Annotated in this window: 16 protein-coding genes; 8 read left to right on the forward strand and 8 right to left on the reverse strand. The window is 70.6% G+C overall.

Annotated features, from left to right (window positions below; translation table 11 throughout):
• Positions 1 to 3 precede the first annotated feature (3 nt).
• Positions 4 to 861, reverse strand: coding sequence for an RDD family protein (locus AC1RTC_RS10360; protein WP_493155450.1), 858 nt, complete (start codon positions 859 to 861; stop codon positions 4 to 6).
• Positions 862 to 877: 16 nt separating this feature from the next.
• On the opposite strand from AC1RTC_RS10360, the gene AC1RTC_RS10365 reads away from it, so the two are divergent.
• Positions 878 to 1,873 carry a stage II sporulation protein M gene (locus AC1RTC_RS10365; protein ID WP_493155581.1) on the forward strand — a complete coding sequence of 332 codons (996 nt, stop codon included), beginning with the start codon at positions 878 to 880 and terminating at the stop codon, positions 1,871 to 1,873.
• Here the strand turns inward: AC1RTC_RS10365 and AC1RTC_RS10370 are convergent.
• Entirely contained in the window at positions 1,870 to 2,385 is a 516-nt protein-coding gene (locus tag AC1RTC_RS10370) for a helix-turn-helix domain-containing protein (protein ID WP_493155451.1), read from the reverse strand. The two genes, AC1RTC_RS10365 and AC1RTC_RS10370, sit on opposite strands and share 4 nt — an antisense overlap.
• Before the next feature lie 61 nt (positions 2,386 to 2,446).
• Between AC1RTC_RS10370 and AC1RTC_RS10375 the strand changes: the two genes are divergently transcribed.
• Positions 2,447 to 3,838, forward strand: a complete 1,392-nt coding sequence (locus tag AC1RTC_RS10375) for an MFS transporter (RefSeq protein WP_493155452.1) — start codon at positions 2,447 to 2,449, stop codon at positions 3,836 to 3,838.
• 108 nt (positions 3,839 to 3,946) lie between these two features.
• Here AC1RTC_RS10375 and AC1RTC_RS10380 read toward each other — a convergent pair whose 3' ends face one another.
• From AC1RTC_RS10380 to AC1RTC_RS10405, 6 genes are all read right to left on the reverse strand, one after another.
• Positions 3,947 to 4,696 carry an aquaporin gene (locus AC1RTC_RS10380; protein WP_493155453.1) on the reverse strand — a complete coding sequence of 250 codons (750 nt, stop codon included), beginning with the start codon at positions 4,694 to 4,696 and terminating at the stop codon, positions 3,947 to 3,949.
• Between the two features lie 48 nt (positions 4,697 to 4,744).
• A complete protein-coding gene (locus AC1RTC_RS10385; protein ID WP_493155454.1) occupies positions 4,745 to 6,037 on the reverse strand; it encodes a DUF58 domain-containing protein in 1,293 nt (430 codons plus the stop codon).
• 55 nt (positions 6,038 to 6,092) lie between these two features.
• The gene (locus tag AC1RTC_RS10390; protein ID WP_493155455.1) at positions 6,093 to 7,049 is read right to left on the reverse strand and encodes an AAA family ATPase; all 957 of its coding nucleotides are present in this window, start codon (positions 7,047 to 7,049) and stop codon (positions 6,093 to 6,095) included.
• A 75-nt stretch (positions 7,050 to 7,124) separates the two neighbouring features.
• The gene (locus tag AC1RTC_RS10395; RefSeq protein WP_493155456.1) at positions 7,125 to 8,312 is read right to left on the reverse strand and encodes a DUF4350 domain-containing protein; all 1,188 of its coding nucleotides are present in this window, start codon (positions 8,310 to 8,312) and stop codon (positions 7,125 to 7,127) included.
• Positions 8,309 to 8,959, reverse strand: a complete 651-nt coding sequence (locus AC1RTC_RS10400) for a DUF4129 domain-containing protein (protein ID WP_493155457.1) — start codon at positions 8,957 to 8,959, stop codon at positions 8,309 to 8,311. Before AC1RTC_RS10400 ends, AC1RTC_RS10395 begins: the two co-directional genes overlap by 4 nt.
• Positions 8,956 to 10,137 (reverse strand): glycerophosphoryl diester phosphodiesterase membrane domain-containing protein, encoded by a 1,182-nt coding sequence (locus tag AC1RTC_RS10405; protein ID WP_493155458.1) that lies wholly within the window; start codon positions 10,135 to 10,137, stop codon positions 8,956 to 8,958. The genes AC1RTC_RS10400 and AC1RTC_RS10405 overlap by 4 nt, the downstream gene beginning before the upstream one ends.
• A 114-nt stretch (positions 10,138 to 10,251) precedes the next feature.
• Between AC1RTC_RS10405 and mtrA the strand changes: the two genes are divergently transcribed.
• The 6 genes from mtrA to secA all read left to right on the forward strand — a co-directional run bounded on the left by mtrA (position 10,252) and on the right by secA (position 18,582).
• On the forward strand, positions 10,252 to 10,932 hold the full coding sequence (gene mtrA, locus AC1RTC_RS10410) for an MtrAB system response regulator MtrA (RefSeq protein WP_493155459.1): 681 nt from the start codon (positions 10,252 to 10,254) through the stop codon (positions 10,930 to 10,932).
• 4 nt (positions 10,933 to 10,936) lie between these two features.
• Positions 10,937 to 12,541: an MtrAB system histidine kinase MtrB gene (gene mtrB / locus AC1RTC_RS10415; protein WP_493155460.1), complete on the forward strand. Its 1,605-nt coding sequence runs from the start codon at positions 10,937 to 10,939 to the stop codon at positions 12,539 to 12,541.
• The gene (locus AC1RTC_RS10420; protein ID WP_493155461.1) at positions 12,534 to 14,192 is read left to right on the forward strand and encodes an LpqB family beta-propeller domain-containing protein; all 1,659 of its coding nucleotides are present in this window, start codon (positions 12,534 to 12,536) and stop codon (positions 14,190 to 14,192) included. The genes mtrB and AC1RTC_RS10420 overlap by 8 nt, the downstream gene beginning before the upstream one ends.
• Positions 14,193 to 14,261: 69 nt before the next feature.
• The gene (locus AC1RTC_RS10425) at positions 14,262 to 14,948 is read left to right on the forward strand and encodes a ComF family protein (protein ID WP_493155462.1); all 687 of its coding nucleotides are present in this window, start codon (positions 14,262 to 14,264) and stop codon (positions 14,946 to 14,948) included.
• Positions 14,949 to 15,009: 61 nt separating this feature from the next.
• The gene (gene hpf, locus AC1RTC_RS10430; RefSeq protein WP_493155463.1) at positions 15,010 to 15,702 is read left to right on the forward strand and encodes a ribosome hibernation-promoting factor, HPF/YfiA family; all 693 of its coding nucleotides are present in this window, start codon (positions 15,010 to 15,012) and stop codon (positions 15,700 to 15,702) included.
• A 69-nt stretch (positions 15,703 to 15,771) separates the two neighbouring features.
• The gene (gene secA / locus AC1RTC_RS10435; RefSeq protein WP_493155464.1) at positions 15,772 to 18,582 is read left to right on the forward strand and encodes a preprotein translocase subunit SecA; all 2,811 of its coding nucleotides are present in this window, start codon (positions 15,772 to 15,774) and stop codon (positions 18,580 to 18,582) included.
• The last annotated feature ends 4 nt before the right edge of the window (positions 18,583 to 18,586 follow it).

An 18,586-nucleotide genomic window follows, 5' to 3' on the forward strand; every position in this document is an offset into this window, starting at 1 on the left:
CCGCTACCCGCGGTCGGGGAAGCCCCGCGGCATCCCCTCGAGCACCGGCGCCAGCCGGTCGAGCCCGGCCTTCTCGAGCTCGAGCGCGGCGAACTCCCGCTCGCGGCGGAGCGCCGCGACGGCCGCGAGGAACAGCTCCGCGTCGGCGGACGGCACGGGTGAGACGAACACGGAGACCTCGTTGGCGAGCTCGCGGCTGAGGCGGTCCCGCGAGGCGGGGACGAGGCTGGGCGCCTGCGCGAGGAACCCGGCGACCCGCCGGGCGAGCGCGTCGGGCAGTTTCGCGACATCGGCAGTGCGGCCCCACTCGATCAGCGGCACGGGCACGCCGTAGACCGGGGTGACGACCCGCGATACGCGCTCGTTCTGGCTGTAGGTGCCGGCGACCATATCGCCGATGCGCTTGGCGCGCCCGTTGAGCAGCCCCGTGATCGCGGCGATGGACCCGAACGTCATGAAGGTCTCGATGACATTGAGCAGGGACCGGATGAAGGCGTGCCGGAACCCGATCGCCCCGCCGTCGTCCCGCACGATCCGCGCGCCCACGGCGAGCCTGCCCAGCGACTTCCCGTGGCTCAGCAGCTCGACCGCCGTGGGGATCACGACGATGCACAGCACGATGCCGGCGACCCCGATCGCCTGCATGAGGGCGTCGTCGATGCCGAGCTGCGTCGCGAACGTGAACAGGACGACCATGATCAGGATGTAGCTGCCGAAGTACACCAGGTAGTCGATGATCGCGCCCGCGGCCCGGAGCACGAAGCTCTGCGACCGGAGGTCGAGGGCGACGGCCTCGCCGGTCACGAGCTCCTGTGGGTCGTCCACATGGTCGAGTACGTCGGCGGAAGCGGGGCGGGCCATGCGATCATTTAAGCAGATGGACCTCGACGCCTACTCCGCCGCCCACCGCGATGAGTGGGAGGAGCTTGCCCGGCTCGGGTCGAAGCGCACGTTCAGCGGCGCTGAGGCCGATTCTCTCATCGACCACTACCAGTCCGGCGCGACCCAGCTCTCCGCGATCAAGACGACGTCGGGCCAGTCTGCCGCGGGAGACCGGCTCTCGCTGTGGCTCAGCCGGGCCCGTCTGCGGTTCACCGGGGCGTCCACGAACGTGGTCAGCCAGCTGCCGCAGTTCTTCGTGAACCAGCTGCCCGCGGCCCTGTACCGGGTGCGGTGGCTGTCGCTGGTGGTCACGGCGGTGTCGGCGCTGATCGCGGTCATCTACGGCGCGTGGGCGGCGAGCGACCCCCAGGTGCTCGCGGCGACGAGCGGCACGGAGGCGGACCTCGAGAGCTACCGCAAGGAGTTCGTGGACTACTACTCCAACTACTCCGGCTCCTCGTTCACGGGTTTCGTGTGGACGAACAACGCGTGGGTCGCCGCGCAGTCGATCTTCCTCGGCGTCTTCGGGGTCTTCACCCCGGTCATCCTCTTCACCAACGCGCAGAGTGTCGGGATCGCCGGCGCCCGTCTCGAGCACTTCGGCGAGCTGGACGTGTTCTTCCAGTACATCGGCCCCCACGGCCAGCTCGAGCTGTACGCGATCTTCGTCGCCGGCGCCACCGGCATGAGCATCTTCTGGGCGTGGGTGGCTCCGGGCCGGCGCACGCGGGCTCGGGCGATCGCCGAGGAGGGCCGCGCCCTCTTCACCATCGTGATCGGGCTGATCGGCGCGCTGTTCGTCTCGGGAGTCATCGAGGGGTTCGTCACCCGGCAGCCGTGGCCCTGGCCGATCAAGATCGGCATCGGCACCGTCGCGCTCGCGGCGTTCCTCAGCTACCAGTGGATCGTCGGCCGCCGCGCGGTGCGCGCGGGGGAGACCGGCGACCTCGAGGAGTTCGAGGCGGGCGCGAAGCAGCTGGTCGCGGGCTAGCGCCCCTGCTGGTCGGGATGCTCGACGAAGAACAGTGAGATCGGGTCGCCGTCCGGGTCGGACTCGGCGGAGGCGTACTCCTGGAACAGGGCCTCGAACCGGGACAGCATCTCGTCCCTGCGCTCGGGCGAGAGCTTGAGCCCGAGCCTCGTCGCGTTGAGGGCATCCGGCGGCAGTCCTTCGATCTCCTGCAGGAAGGTCTCGAGCAGCAGAGTGCCGACGCCCGGCACGTAGTGGCCCCAGGAGCGGCGGGTGGCGCGGTACGGCACCTCGCGGGCGCCGCGAGCGCCCCGGCGCGGCTCCTCGGCCCGCAGGAACCCGTTCGCAACGAGAGACCGCACGTGGTGGAGGAGGCTGCCCGGGTTGACGCCGAGGAGGACGGCGAGCTCCTTGTTGGTGCGCGACTCGTGCAGGCAGAGCCTCAGGATGCGCATGCGCAGTGGTGACGCGAGGGCCCGTGCGCGCGCCTGCTGGGCGGCGTCGTCATCGGGCTCGGGCACGGTCGAGGACATGCTCACAGGCTAGCAAGTGCTCCGATTGACTTATCCCAATCGCGGGATCGATACTGGACCCGTGAGCACACCCCGTCCCCTCCTGCGCAACCGCGACTTCCTCTGGTTCTGGACGGGCGAGGGCATCAGCCAGCTCGGCGCCCAGTTCACGGGCCTCGCCCTCCCGGTGCTCGCCGTCACCCTGCTCGGCGCCACCGAGTGGCAGGTGGGCGTGCTCGGCGCCGCCCAGACCGCGGCGTTCCTCGTGGTGGGCCTCCCGGCCGGGGCGTGGATCGACAGGATGCTCAAGCGCAGGGTCATGATCGTCGCCGACCTCGTGCGGGCGGTGGCGCTCGCGCTGATCCCGGCGCTGTGGTTCGCGGGGTCGCTCGAGATCTGGCACCTCTACATCGTCGGGGCCGTCGTCGGCGTCGCGACGGTGTTCTTCGACGTCTCGTACCAGAGCTTCATCCCCGTGCTGCTACCGGGGGAGCAGGTGGGCAGCGCGAACTCGAAGCTCGAGGCGACGTCGCAGATCGCGCACATCGGCGGACCCGGCCTCGCCGGCGCGCTGCTCACCATCGTGAGCGCGCCGGTGCTGCTGCTGGCCGACGGCCTCTCGTACCTCGTCTCGGCGTTCGCGCTGTGGCGGGTGCGCGATACCGAGGCCCTTCCCGACCCCCAGGATCGGCAGAGCCTGCCGCGCGAGATCGCCGAGGGGCTGCGCTTCGTCTTCGGGCATCCGCTGCTGTGGCGCATCACCGCGACGACGGGAACGTCCAACTTCTTCAGTACGCTCATCTTCACCCTCGAGTCGATCCTGATCCTGCGCATCCTGGGGCTCAGCCCCGCCGCGTTCGGCATCATCCTGGGGGTCGGCTCGGTCGGCGGCCTGCTGGGCGCGCTCGCGACCCCGTGGATCCAGAAGCGCATCGGCGAGGGCACCTCGATCTCGCTCTCGGCGGTCGCGATGGCGGCGGGGGTCCTGGCGATGCCGCTGTCGGCGGTGTTCCCGTCCGCTGCCATCCCGATCCTGATCGCGGGAACCTTCGTCGTCTCGTTCCTCGTCCTCGTGTACAACATCACGCAGGTCACCATGCGCCAGCGCCTCACTCCGCCGCGCCTGCTGGGCCGGATGAACGCCTCCATCCGATTCGTCGTGTGGGGCGTCATGCCGATCGCGTCGCTGGTGGCGGGCGTGCTGGGCGAGACCATCGGCGTGCTGCCGACGATGTGGATCGGCGTCGCCGGCGGCTTCCTCGCCTCCGTGTTCGTGCTCTTCTCCCCGCTCACCACGATGCGCGTTCTGCCGACGGAGCTGGTGGCGCCGGCCTCCGCCGAGCCCGAGGGCCCCGCCGCCCCCGCCGCGCCCTCCGCCGAGCGGGCCGCCCCCGCCGACACGGCCGCCGAGATCGCCGAAGACGTGCGAAATGCAGGAGATGCCGACGGCCGCGTCAACGATCCGCTGGTCTGACAGCTGCGGGATGCCGAGATCTCCTGCATTTCGTACAGGGCTGGGTGCGCGGGGGTTAACGGGGGATGCCCGGGGCCGACCGGCCCCGGGCATCCTCGTGCATGACTGCTAAGCGCGCTTGCGGTCGAACAGGAAGCCGTACGTGAAGCCCGCGATGAGCGCGCCCACGATCGGGGCGACGATGAACGCCCAGAGCTGCTCGAGCGAGCCGGCGCCGCCGTAGATCGCGGTCGCGATCGAGCGGGCCGGGTTGAGCGACGCGTTGCTCACCGGGATCGTCACCAGGTGCAGTGCGGCCAGGGTGAGGCCGATCGCGAGCGGGGCGAAGCCGCTGGGCGCGCGGCGGTCGGTGACGCCGAGGATGATGTACAAGAAGATCGCGGTCGCGACGACCTCGGCGAGGAGCACGGCCGGCAGGTTGAAGCCCGCGGGGGAGTGCTCGTCGAAGCCGTTGGACGTGGCGGTGAAGCTCGCGAACACGTCGCCGCCCGCGCCGGCGCGGATGCCGAGCAGGATGGTCGTGGCGAGCGCGCCGCCCACGACCTGGGCACCGATGTAGGGCAGCACGTCGGTCCAGGAGAAGCGGCCGGATGCTGCGGCGCCGATGGTCACGGCGGGGTTGAAGTGGCCGCCCGAGATGTGGCCGAAGGCGTAGGCGCTGGCGAGCACGGCAATACCGGCGGCGAGCGCGACGCCCACCCAGCCGGTGTTCTGCGACGCGAACTGCGCCGTCCCGATCACACTGCAGACGAGGATGAACGTGCCGGCGAGCTCGGCGACGAGACGCTGGATAAGGGTCGGCGCGCCGATGGGGACATCGGCATTGGTTACGGGGGCTGAGCTATCGACCTTGGCCACGAGAGACCTTTCTGTGAAAGTGCTGAACTTCCTCGACCCTACACAGGGCTACAGCCGACCGGCGGCTTTCAACGCAATATAACGGTCGGCGAGTGCCGGAGGCAGGTCCTGCGGGGCGCCGGTGACCACCTCTCCGCCGAGCTGGCGCACCGCCGCCGCCACCCGTGCCTGGTCGAGCAGCGCTCGCTCCGCGGCGGCGGCGCGGTAGACCTCGTCGCGCGTGCCGCGGTCGTGCGTGGCATCCAGGACGTCCGGATCCGTGACCGATGACACGACAACGGTGTGCTTGCGGGTCAGTTGCGGGAGCACCGAGAGCAGGCCGTGCGACGCGCCGGGGGCGTCGATCGTGGTGGCCAGCACGATGAGGGAGTGCTGCGAGGTCACGGAGCGGACGAGGCCGGGGACCGCCGACCAGTCCATCTCGATGAGCTCGGGGTCGACGGTCGCCATGCTCGACACCATGCGCGAGAGCAGCTCGGCGCCCGTCGCGCCCTGCACGCGCGCTCGGACCCTGCGGTCGAACACCAGCAGGTCCACCCGGTCGCCGGCGCTGCTCGCCAGGGCCGCGAGGAGCAGAGCAGACTCGAACGCCGTGTCGATGCGCGGCTCGTTGTCGATGCGGGCGGCGGAGGTCCGGCCGCTGTCGATGATGATGACGACGCGGCGGTCGCGCTCCGGGCGCCACGTGCGCACCACCAGATCCTTGCGGCGAGCGGTGGCGCGCCAGTCGATGGAGCGCACGTCGTCGCCGCGGACGTAGTCGCGCAGGCTGTCGAACTCCGTGCCCTGGCCGCGCACCATGACGCTCGTGGCGCCGTCGAGCTCGCGCAGCCGCGCGAGGCGCGAGGGCAGGTGCTTGCGCGAGTTGAACGGCGGCAGCACGGTGATCGCCCCGGGCATCGCGATGCTCGCCTGGCGCGCGAGCAGGCGGAGCGGCCCGAACGAGCGGATAGTGACGTGGGCGGCCCGGCGCTCACCGCGGCGGAAGGGGGTGAGCGTTGTCGTGATCATGCGGCGCTCACCTCGCGGCACGTCGATGCGCGCACGGCTCGGTGAGGCGACGGCGGACGGCTGCCAGCCGTCCCGGATCATCCCGCGGACCCGGCGGCGACCGTTGTTCGCGACGAACAGGCTCGACGAGACAGTCTCGCCCAGCCGCACTCGGCCGGGAAGGTCGCGGGAGAGCACGACGGCGCGCGGCGAGCCGGCGAGCAGCAGGTCCGCCACCCCGAGCACCAGGACGAGCACGAGCCAGAGCCCGAGCACGACCGGCTGCCCCGTCAGCACGATCGGCACGACGCCGAGGGCGACGAGGGCGACGAACCACCCGCTCACTGCCACGTCGTGCAGTCCTCTCCCACGATGGTTCGCGGGCACCCCTGGTGAATGGCGCGCATCAGATCGGCACTTGCACCTGCTGCAGGATGCTGCGCAGGATCGCGTCGGCCGAGACGCCCTCGAGCTCGGCCTCGGGCCGCAGCTGGATACGGTGCCGCAGCACGGGCAGCACCATCGCCTGCACGTGGTCGGGGGTGATGGCGTCAAAGCCCTGGAGCCAGGCCCACGCCTTCGCGGCGCCGAGCAGCGCGGTCGAGCCGCGCGGGCTCACACCGAGCTTCACTGACGGGCTCTGGCGGGTCGCGCGGGCGAGGTCGACGGCATAGCCGATGACGTCGGCGGACGCTCCCACCTGTGCGACCGCCTTCTGCGCCTGGGCGATGGTCTCCGCGTCGAGCACGGGCGTGACGCCGGCGGCGACCAGGTCGCGCGGGTTGAAGCCGGCGGCGTGACGGGTGAGCACCTCGACCTCGTCGGTGCGCTCGGGCAGCTCCAGGATGAGCTTGAGCAGGAACCGGTCGAGCTGGGCCTCCGGCAGCGTGTAGGTGCCCTCGTACTCGATCGGGTTCATCGTGGCGGCGACCATGAACGGCACCGGCAGCTTGCGGGTCTCGCCGTCGACGGAGACCTGCCGCTCCTCCATCGCCTCGAGCAGCGCGGACTGCGTCTTCGGGGGCGTGCGGTTGATCTCGTCCGCGAGCATGATGTTCGTGAACACGGGCCCGGCCCGGAACTCGAACTCGCCCGCCTTCGCGTCGTACACGAGTGAACCGGTCACGTCGCCGGGCATCAGGTCGGGCGTGAACTGCACGCGCTTCGTCTCGAGGCTGAGCGCCTGGCTGAGGCTGCGCACGAGCAGGGTCTTGGCGACACCGGGGACGCCCTCGAGCAGCACGTGGCCGCCGGCGAGGAGCGCGATGGTCAGCCCGGTCACCGCGGACTCCTGCCCCACGACGGCCTTGCCGACCTCGGTGCGCAGACGGGCGAAAGAGTCTCTCAATTGAGCGTCAGTCATAAGTCGATTCTTTCCTATCGCTGGGTGTCGGGGTTCGCAGGTGTGAGGGTTCGCCGGTGTCAGGGTGTGCCGGTGTCAGGGTCGCACGGCCGCGGCGACGGCGCGCTCGAGCTCGAGCAGCTCGTCGGAGAGTGCGACGAGCTGGGCGTCCGAGGTGGGCTCGGCATCGAGCAGAATGCGCCGGATGCCCGCGGCCGGGTCGCCCGTCGCCTCCGCCACGGCCGCCACGACGTCGTCGACCGAGGCCGTGCGCGAGAGGCCGCACAGGCCCGCGAGCCGACGCACGGACCCGATGCGCAGCGCGTCGAGCGCCCGCAGCCGCGCGGCGGACCGCTGGTACAGCCGCGCCCGCCCGAGCATGGTCTCGCTCGCGCGCACCGTGACGGGGAGGTTCTCGACGACGAGCGGGCCGAAGCGGCGCGCCCGCCAGAAGGCGCCCGCCACGAACGCGAGCAGCAGCAGCGCGAGGGCCGGAGTGACCCAGGGCGGGGTGAGGGTGCCGAGGTCCGGCGGCACCGAGCCCGCCAGGTCGTCCACCGAGGGGAGGTACCAGACCAGGTCGTCGTGCGCGCCGAGCAGGTTGAGCGCGAGGGCGGCGTTGCCCTGCTCCACGATGTGCTCGTTGGTGAGGGCGCTCGTCGCGCCGAGGATGACCAGCTGGGTGTCGCCGCGGTCGAGCTGCACGAGGGAGTAGACGCCGTCGCCGCTGCCGAGGCATCCCGCGACGTCCGGACCCTCCTCGACGATGCGGTAGCCGTTGCCGTCGCTGGTCACCGTGCCGGCCTTCTGCGCCGGGCCCAAATCGCAGTCCGCGTCGAGCGTGCCGCCGGCGAAGCCCGCGAGGGCCAGCTCCGGCGCGACCGCCTGGAGGGTGTCGAACGTGGCGTCGGCGATCACGACAGTGGCAGCCCGCCGCACGGCCTCCCGGAGCTGCGCTGCCGTGAGATAGCCGTTCGGGTCGTAGACGAAGAGGGTCGTGTCTGCGGCGTCGGCGATCTCCCGCTCGGTCTCCCTGAGGCTCGAGGTCGCGGTGACCGTCACTCCCTGCTGCCGCAGCACCTCCACGAGCGCCCGGGCACCGGGAGGGGCGGCATTGGCGGAGTCGAGGCGGGTGCCGCCGGCCTGCGACCCCGCCGTGGCGACGACGATGACCGTGATGATCGCCAGGAACACGACGACGCCGAGCCAGAAGAGCGAGCGCTTCACGACCCGCCCGGACGTCGGGGTGAGGACGCGCTGGCCGGGTGCGGCCGTGACCGTCACGCGGGCACCGCGTCGAGCGGGGACTTCGCGGAGCGCAGGTCGTTCTCCAGGGCGGCGATTGCGGCGTACTGCTCGGCCGTGCCGGTGCGGTCGAGGTAGCGGACGCCGTCGAAGACCGCGGCGGAGTCGGCGAGCCGCTCGGCCAGGCCGGGGAACGTGGAGCCGGTCCGCGCCGCGAAGTCCCGCGCGGTCGTGCCCGGGCTGGTGGTGATGATCGTGCGCTCGGCGAGGCCGCGGGCGATCGCGCGGAACATCTCCATGACCGCTGTGGAGTAGTCACCGGCGGCGGCTGCCCGCTCGGCGTCCTGCCGAATACGCGCCGCGGTGCGGGCGTCGTCCTCGCCGAAGAGCGACCCGGCGACCCGGCTGCGCCGGTTGAGGCGCGGGAGCCCGAAGAGGAGGAACGCCACGATGAGGGCGCCAGCGACCAGAGCGATCACGACGACGAGCCCGACAGTCGGCGGACCGTCTGCCGAGCCGAGCTGCAGCGAGGAGAGCCAGTCGGAGATCGCCTTCGCGACACGGTCGAACAGGGTCGGCTGCGCCGCCTGGTACGGCGCTTTGGAGAGCTCGTCGATGAGCCACTGGGTGGCTTCTGGCGCGTCTGGGTCGACCGGCACGTCCAGCGGGAGCAGGGCGGGGATCACGACCAGGGCGAGGCCGTCGGTGCCGCGGGGGATGCCGCGGGCGGCGCCGTCACGAGGTACGGGTCCTGTACGGAGGCATCCCCGGCCTGGCGCGCCTCGACGAAGCGGCTGAGCTCGAGGTCCAGGCCCTCCTTGCGCATGCGGATGTCGATATAGAGGAGTGCCGGCGTCGCGGCCTGCACGACGGCGCCGATCGCGCCGAAGACCACGCCGAAGATGATCGTGAGCACGTAGATGACGATCGCGCCCGTGATCAGCCCGCCGTTGCTGCCGTTCGGGTCGAGGAAGGTCGTGCCGAAGCTCACCACCAGCTGCAGCGGCGTCGAGACTATCGACGACACGACGTAGATGATCGCGGAGACGAGGATCAGGATGCCGAAGGTGCGCCAGAAGTAGCCCTTCGTGAGGGACCACGAGCGCGCGACGGCGGCCCGCAGGGGGAGCCGCTCGAGCATGAGAGCGCTCGGCACGAGGGAGAGCTTGGTGCCGAGCCACACGGCCAGGGCGATGGCCCCAGCGCCGAGCGCGAGCCCCAGCAGCACGCCGGCAATGAGGCCGACGACCCCGCCGAAGGCAACGATGAGCCCGATGAGCACGGCGGCGATGGAGATCGCAACCACGACGACGGCGACGAGGATGCCCGACCACCCGATGAGCGCGCCGATCCGGCCCTTGGCCGCCCGCCACAGCCCGGGCAGTCGCAGTTTCTCGCCCAGCGTCGCGCGGGCCACTTCGAGCGAGATCACGCCCTGCAGGATCGCGCTGCCGACGACCGCGAGGGCTGCCGGCACCAGGGCGGAGAGGATGATGACGCCGACGCTGCCGGCGGCAAGGGCATCCGCATCGTCGCTGCTGTTCGCGAACTGGACCCGGGAGAGCGCGAAGAACGTCACGAAGCCGACCACGCCGAGGCTCACCACGTAGATCACGCCCGTGACGAGGAGCGAGAAGCCGAAGGTGGGGCGCGGGTTGCGCCGCAGCACCTGGAAGGAGGCACTGAGGATGGTGCCGAGGGTGAGCGGGCGCAGCGGGATGAGGCCGGGCTTGGGCGGCGGGGTCCAGCCCACCGCAGCGGGCGGCGGCGGGAAGGAGGGCGTCGCCGAGGGGCTCGCGTACGGGGAGGGAGGGGCGGCAGGGGCGGCGCCCGCGGGGGGCTGCCACGAGGTGCTGTCGGTCACGTGCTCTCCTGACGGAATCGCTGGGCGTCGCCATCATGCTTTCACACTCGGCTACTCTTGTGCGAAAGCTCCCCCTGCACCCTGGGGATGAGCCCCAGGCAGTGGCGAGGACAAGTGAACGCGCGAATTCTGGTGGTCGACGACGACACCGCGCTGGCGGAGATGATCGGCATTGTGCTGCGCGCCGACGGGTTCGAGCCGTTCTTCTGCGAGGACGGCCTGCAGGCCGTCGAGGCGTTCCACGCCGCGAAGCCCGACCTGGTCCTCCTCGATCTCATGCTCCCCGGCCTCGACGGCATCGAGGTGTGCTCGCGCATCCGCGAGGAGTCGGGCGTACCGATCATCATGCTGACGGCCAAGAGCGACACCGCGGACGTCGTGAAGGGCCTCGAGAGCGGTGCCGACGACTACGTGGTCAAGCCCTTCAACCCCAAGGAGCTCGTGGCGCGCGTGCGCACCAGGCTCCGCCCCACCCCGCAGACGACCACCGGCACGCTGCAGATCGGCGACCTCACCCTCGATGTCGCCGGGCACGAGGTCAAGCGCGCCGACACCAAGATCAACCTGACGCCCCTCGAGTTCGAGCTCCTGCTCGCCCTCGCGCTCAAGCCCCAGCAGGTATTCACGCGCGAGATGCTCCTCGAGCAGGTGTGGGGCTACCACTACAAGGCCGACACTCGGCTCGTGAACGTGCACGTGCAGCGCCTGCGCGCCAAGGTCGAGGAAGACCCGGACAACCCGCGGATCGTCATGACCGTCCGCGGCGTCGGCTATCGCGCGGGCAGCACCGCCTAGGGCGATGCGCGACTTCGACCTGCGCGCCTGGTTCGAGAACCTGGCCCGGCTGTGGCGCTCGTCACTGCAGCTGCGCACGGTGGCCATCACGGTCCTCCTCTCGGGCGTCGCGGTCGGCATCATCGGCGGCTACATGTCGTTCGCGGTCGGCACGAACCTCTTCGACCTCCGCCGCTCGCAGCTCGAGACCACCTCGGCCGGTGCCACTCTCGCGGGCCAGACCTTCTTCGACCAGGCCGCCGAGCAGGTCGGGGTCGAGGACATCGACGCGACGACGCGCGACGCGCTGGCCGCGATCCTCAGCACGGCGACGAGCACCGGCACGACCCAGCTCGCCCTGCTGCGCTCGCCGGGCCAGGAGGGCTCGCCTATCACCCAGGACAGGGCGGTCGGCTTCAACACGCGCGAGCTCGTGACCGCCGAGCTGCGGACGGCGGTGCAGGACTCGAACCAGCCGCGCACCTACTCGCAGCCGGTCGCGATCCCGCAGGAGGACGGCAGTGTGCACCCGGGGGTCGTCGTCGGCTCGATGCTCGACATCAGCGGCCAGCGGTACGAGCTGTACCTGGTCTACGACACGATCGACCTGCAGCAGGCCCTCGGGTTCGTCCAGCAGACCCTCGTGCTCGGCGGGCTCGCTCTCGTGCTGCTCATCGCGGCGGTCGCGGCTCTCGTCGTACGTCTCGTCGTCGGCCCGGTGCAGGTCGCCGCCGAGACCAGTGAGAAGCTCGCCGCCGGCCAGCTCGAGGTGCGCATCCCGGTCAAGGGCGAGGACGTGATCGCGACCCTCGCCCGCTCGTTCAACGGCATGGCCGCCTCGCTGCAGAACCAGATCACCAGGCTCGCCGCCCTCTCGCAGGTGCAGCAGCGCTTCGTCTCCGATGTCTCCCACGAGCTGCGCACGCCGCTCACCACGATCCGGCTCGCCGGCGACGTGCTGTACGACCAGCGCGAGACGTTCCCACCGGCGACGGCGCGCACCGCGGAGCTGCTGCACACCCAGGTCGAGCGGTTCGAGCTGCTGCTCGCCGACCTCCTCGAGATGAGCCGCTACGACGCCGGCGCGGTCGACATGGAGACCGAGCCGACCAACCTCGTCCGCCTCGTCGAGGACGCGATCGAGAGCGTCACGACCCTCGCCGAGTCGAAGGGCTCTCAGCTGCGGCTCGTCGCCCCGGGCGGCTACTTCGAGGCCGAGGTCGACAGCCGGCGCATCCGGCGCATTCTCCTGAACCTGCTCGGCAACGCGATCGACCACGGCGAGGGAAAACCGATCGTCCTCTACGTGGACAGCGACACGAACGGGGTCGCGATCGCGGTGCGCGACTACGGGGTCGGGATGACGGCGGCCGCAATGTCCCGCGTCTTCGACAGGTTCTGGCGCGCCGACCCGTCTCGCCAGCGGGTCACCGGCGGCACCGGCCTCGGCCTCGCGATCTCGCTCGAGGACGCCGCGCTGCACGGCGGCTGGCTCGAGGTCTGGTCGGCGGAGGGCGAGGGCTCCTGCTTCCGGCTCACGCTGCCGCGCGTGCGCGGCGCGGTGCTTACCCAGTCGCCCCTGCGGCTTCCCCCGGACGACGAGATCCCCCTGGAGGTCGACCATGCGTAGGGGCCTTGCCGCCGCCGTGGCTGGAGCACTCGTGCTCGCGCTCGCCGGGTGCGTGGGCATCCCGACGTCGGGCGGTGTCAACGACGGCGCGATCATCGACGACCAGGCCGCCCCCGAGTTCGTCGTGCTGCCCTCCGACCCGGTGCCGGGCTCGACCCAGGAGCAGATCCTCGCCGACTTCATGCAGGCCGTCAGCAGCCCGCAGAACGGCTACGCGGTGGCGAAGAAGTTCCTCACGGCGGATCTGGCGACGACCTGGAACCCCGACGCGAGCGCGATCATCCGGAGTGCCTCGGTCTCGGCGGAGACCACGGCGGCCAACACGATGACGTACTCGTTCTCGAGCAAGTCGAACGTCAATGAGATCGGCCAGTTCACGGAGGAGCCCGACGAGTCGGAGCAGTCACTGACCTTCGTCTTCGCGAGGGAGAACGGGGAGTGGCGCATCAGCCAGGCCGCCGACGGGATTGTGCTCTCGCAGTCCGGTTTCGACACCGCCTTCCGCGAGCAGGCGCTCTACTTCTTCGACCCGAGCTACGCGTACCTCGTTCCCGACGTGCGCTGGTTCCCCGCCCGCCAGACGTCCTCCGCGCGCGTCGTGCAGGCGCTTCTCGCTGGCCCGGCGCCGTGGCTGCAGCAGGCGGTGAACACGGCGTTCCCCGACGCGACGACCCTCGGCGGCATCACCACCGAGCCGGGCAGCGTCGTCGTCGACCTGAGCACCGAGGCCCTCAGCTCCAATGCGCAGGCGCGCGACCGCATGCGGCAGCAGCTCGTCGCCACCCTCGACAAGCCCAACGTCTCGCTCACGGTGCGCGGGCTCGAGCTCGCGACCCCCGACGCGACCGGCGACCGCGCGATCGTGCCGAGCGTCGACCCGGCCGTGCTCATCGGGTCAGGCGGCACCGCGTTCGGGTTCGACGGCGGCAGCGGGATCACTCCGCTCAAGGGCCTGACCGACCAGGTCGTCGCGGGCGGCGCAGTGACTGCCGCTCTCGCCTCCGACAAGCAGACCGTGGCTTTCAGCAACGGCGACGGGGCGGTGCTCGTGGCCCTCGCGGGCGACGGCGAGCCGACCCTGCTCGACGGAGAGCCCGGCCACGCCGCGCCCTCCGTCGATCCGTTCCGGTTCATCTGGTCGGCCTCCGCGGCGAACGCGGCCTCGCTCACCACGTGGGAGGTCGACGGTACGCCGCACCCGATCACCGGCCTCGCCTCGGACAACGCGATCGTCTCCCTGGATGTCTCGCGCGACGGCGCGCGTCTGCTGCTGCTGCTCAGCACCCCGGTCGGCCCGAGGCTCATCGTGGTCGGGATCATCCGCCAGAACCTCGTGCCCGTCGCTCTCGGCGAACCCACCGACCTCCCCGTCGGCTCGGAGACTCCGCTCGACGCGACCTGGGTCGACGACCGCACGGTCGCGACAGTCTCCTCTGATGCGGACGGCCACACGGTCGTCACATCCTTCGAGATCGGCGGCCCGAGCCACTCACTGGGCCGCATCGACGGCGCCCGCACGATCGCGGGCGGCAACGGAGGCACGGACGGCCTGCGCGTCCTCACCGCGGACGGACAGGTGTGGCGCCCGCGCGGCAGCGAGGGCTGGGTGTCCACGGGCATCCGGGCTACGTTCCTCGCTACCAAGCAGTAGCCCCCGCCGTTCTCCACAGGCGCGCCGCCCGTCTCACCACGCTGACCGCCCGGCGGTCACAGTGGTCGTATGGGATTGCGGGATGCGCTGCTCGACGCCTGGGCGCTGTTGATGCCGGTCGAGTGCACAGGGTGCGAGAGCCCCGACCGGTCCCTGTGCGCGCCGTGCGCGGCCAGCCTCGTCCCGCTCACGACGGTGCGGGCCACGCCCGGCGGCCTGCGCGTGGTCACGGCGCTGCGCTACGAGACGGTCGTGCGCCGTGTCATCCTCTCGTTCAAGGAGCAGCATCGTACGGATGCCGCAGCGCACCTCGCCCCTGCCCTCGCCGCCGCGCTGCTCGCGAGCGCCGACGCCGCCGGTCCCGCCGAGGTCGTGGCGGTCCCGACCAGTCGCGCGGCCTACCGCCGTCGCGGCTACGACCCGGTGCGGCTCGTGCTCCGCAAGGCCGGCTGCAGGCCGGTCCGAGTCCTCCGGGTTGCCCGCCGCACGTCGGCGCAGAAGGCCCTCGGCGCCGCTGAACGGGCCGCGAACCTCCGCGGTGCGCTCGCCGCGCGGGGCTCCCTGGCGGGCCGACGATTCCTTCTCGTGGACGACATCCTGACCACCGGCGCGACTCTCGACGAGGCCGCGCGCGCCATCTCGGAGGCGGGCGGGACGGTGCTCGGGGCGGCAACCATAGCGTTCACTCCGAGGTTGTCGGCATTCCGTGACAAGCCCCGCGGGGAGGACTACGGTGGGGCGAAAGGCGCACGATGACGGACCGCCTCCAAGCGGGCGGCCGAGTCAGCGCAAGCGCCGAGAGGGCTGGGAGGTCGCCGTGGAAATCACTGTCAGCGGACGAAACCTGGGGGTCACGGACAGGTTCCGTGAGTACGCCATCGAGAAGGCCGAGAAGATAGACCATCTCGCCGAGAAGGCCATCGCCTTCGAGATCAAGGTGTCGCGCCATCACGAGACCCGCGGGTCGAGCGGGGACGACCGCGTCGAGCTCACCCTCGTGGGCCCCGGCCCGCTCGTCCGCGCGGAGTCCTCCGGCTCCGACAAGTACGTAGCCTTCGACCTCGCGATCGCGAAGCTCGTCGAGCGCATGCGCCAGGCCAAGGACCGCAAGAAGGTGCACCGCGGCCAGCACCGCCCGGTGTCGCTGCACGAGGCCTCGTCCGCCGGGTTCAGCGTCATCGACATCACGCCGGCGAGCCCCGAGGTGCTCGAGAAGGTGCTGACCGGCGAGATCCCGGTCCAGTCGGCGGAGGCTGAGGCGGCCGAAGAGGACTACACGCCCGTCGTCATCCGGCGGAAGGTGTTCCCCACGTCGCACATGACGGTCGAGGAGGCCCTCGACCACATGGAGCTCGTGGGCCACGACTTCTTCCTGTTCATCGACAGCGAAACCGACCGCCCGAGCGTCGTCTACCGGCGCAAAGGCTGGGACTACGGGGTCATCGCGCTGCAGGATGAGGCTGAGGAACTGCCCAAAGTCGCGTCGAGGGGCCGCAGTAGAGGGCGGTAGTCCTGCCGCTGTTGGTACCATTACAGGTCGGTAACGGCTCTCATCAGCCGTGCCAGAACTGGAGTAATCGTGGCCAACGTTCTCGAGCGCGCACTTCGCGTCGGTGAGGGTCGTCTTCTTCGACGCCTGAAGAACTACGCGGAAGCCGTCAACCACCTGGAAGACGACTTCAAGGAACTCAGCGACGAGGACCTCAAGCACGAGACCGTGGAGCTGCGCGAGCGCTTCGCGAACGGCGAGTCGCTGGACGACCTCCTGCCGGAGGCGTTCGCCGCCGTCCGCGAGGCCGCCGTGCGCACCCTCGGCATGCGGCACTTCGACGTGCAGCTCATGGGCGGGGCCGCGCTGCACCTCGGCAACATCGCCGAGATGAAGACCGGCGAGGGCAAGACCCTCGTCGCCACCCTCGCGGCCTACCTCAACGCCATCGCCTCGCGCGGCGTGCACGTGATCACCGTCAACGACTACCTCGCGAGCTACCAGTCGGAGCTCATGGGCCGCGTGTTCCGCGCGCTCGGCATGACGACCGGCGTGATCCTCGCCGGCCAGACCCCGGCCGAGCGCCGCGAGCAGTACGCGTGCGACATCACCTACGGCACGAACAACGAGTTCGGCTTCGACTACCTGCGCGACAACATGGCGTGGCAGGCCGTCGACATGGTGCAGCGCGGCCACTACTACGCGATCGTCGACGAGGTCGACTCGATCCTCATCGACGAGGCCCGCACCCCGCTCATCATCTCCGGCCCGGCCTCGGGCGAGGCGAACCGCTGGTTCACCGAGTTCGCGAACCTCGCGACGAAGCTCGTGCCCGACGTCGACTACGAGGTGGACGAGAAGAAGCGCACCGTCGGCGTGCTCGAGCCCGGCATCGAGAAGGTCGAAGACTACCTCGGTATCGACAACCTCTACGAGTCGGCGAACACGCCGCTCATCTCGTTCCTCAACAACTCGATCAAGGCGCGCGCCCTGTTCAAGAAGGACAAGGACTACGTCGTCATGAACGGCGAGGTGCTCATCGTCGACGAGCACACCGGCCGCATTCTCATGGGCCGCCGGTACAACGAGGGAATCCACCAGGCCATCGAGGCCAAGGAGGGTGTCGCGGTCAAGGCCGAGAACCAGACGCTCGCTACCGTCACGCTCCAGAACTACTTCCGCCTCTACAGCAAGCTCTCCGGCATGACCGGTACTGCCGAGACCGAGGCCGCCGAGTTCATGAGCACCTACAAGCTCGGCGTCGTCCCTATCCCGACCAACAAGCCGATGCTCCGCAAGGACCAGTCCGACCTCGTCTACAAGAACGAGCAGGCGAAGTTCGAGCAGGTGGTGGAGGACATCGCCAAGCGCCACGCCTCCGGCCAGCCCGTGCTCGTGGGAACCACGAGCGTCGAGAAGAGCGAGCTGCTCTCCCGCCTGCTCGCCAAGAAGGGCGTGCGCCACGAGGTGCTGAACGCCAAGAACCACGCGCGCGAGGCCGCGATCATCGCCCAGGCCGGCCGCCTCGGCGCCGTGACCGTGGCGACGAACATGGCGGGGCGCGGTACCGACGTGATGCTCGGCGGCAACGCCGAGTTCCTCGCGGTCGCCCAGATGAACAGCCGCGGCCTCAGCCCGATCGAGACCCCGGACGAGTACGAGCGCGAGTGGGACGGCGTGTACGAGGCCGTCAAGCACGAGGTCGAGACCGAGGCCGCCAAGGTCATCGAGGTCGGCGGCCTGTACGTGCTCGGCACCGAGCGCCACGAGTCGCGCCGCATCGACAACCAGCTGCGCGGACGCTCCGGCCGCCAGGGCGACCCGGGCGAGAGCCGGTTCTACCTGTCCCTGCAGGACGACCTCATGCGCCTCTTCAACAGCGGTGCCGCCGAGGCGCTGATGGGCCGCGGCAACGTCCCGGACGATCTGGCCATCGAGTCGAAGGTCGTGAGCCGTGCCATCCGGAGCGCTCAGTCCCAGGTCGAGGCGCGCAACGCCGAGATCCGCAAGAACGTGCTCAAGTACGACGATGTTCTCAACCGCCAGCGCGAGGCCATCTACGGCGACCGTCGGCACATCCTCGAGGGCGACGACCTCCAGGACCGCGTCAAGCACTTCCTCGAGGATGTCATCACCGAGGTGATCGACGTGCACACCGCCGAGGGCCACTCCGACGACTGGGACTTCGATGCCCTGTGGACCGAGCTCAAGACGCTCTACCCGATCTCCATCACGGTCGACGAGCTGCTGAGCGAGGCCGGCACGCGCGGCAAGGTCACGTCGCAATTCGTGACGAACGAGATCCTCTCGGATGCCAAGCTCGCCTACGAGCGCCGCGAGCGCCAGCTCGGGGAGCCCGCCATGCGCGAGCTCGAGCGCCGCGTCGTTCTCTCGGTGATCGACCGCCGCTGGCGCGACCACCTCTACGAGATGGACTACCTGAAGGACGGCATCGGGCTGCGCGCCATGGCGCAGCGCGATCCGCTGGTCGAGTACCAGCGCGAGGGCTTCGCCCTGTACCAGTCGATGATGGGCGCGATCCGCGAGGAGTCGGTCGGCTTCCTGTTCAACCTCGAGGTCGAAGTGACGGGCGGCGCGTCGGTAGAGGCCCGCGGTCTCGCGGCGCCGGCCTCCAACCCGAACCAGCTGAGCTACTCGGCACCGAGTGCGGATGCCCAGGGCGAGGTCGAGGTGCGCAACCAGCGCGGCCAGCTCGAGGGAGCGGCCACCGCTCGCGCGCAGCAGGCGCAGGCCGCCCAGCAGCGCCCGCTGCAGGCACCGCCGGCCGCGGCATCGCAGCCCGGCGCGCGCGGAGCGTTCGGCCAGCGCGCCGAGGGTGGCGCCACCCCGCCGCCTGCCAACCGGGCTGAGCGCCGCGCGCAGGAGAAGAAGGGCCGCTAGGCGC

The sequence above is a fragment of the Rhodoglobus sp. GW821-FHT12B09 genome (genome assembly GCF_058809925.1).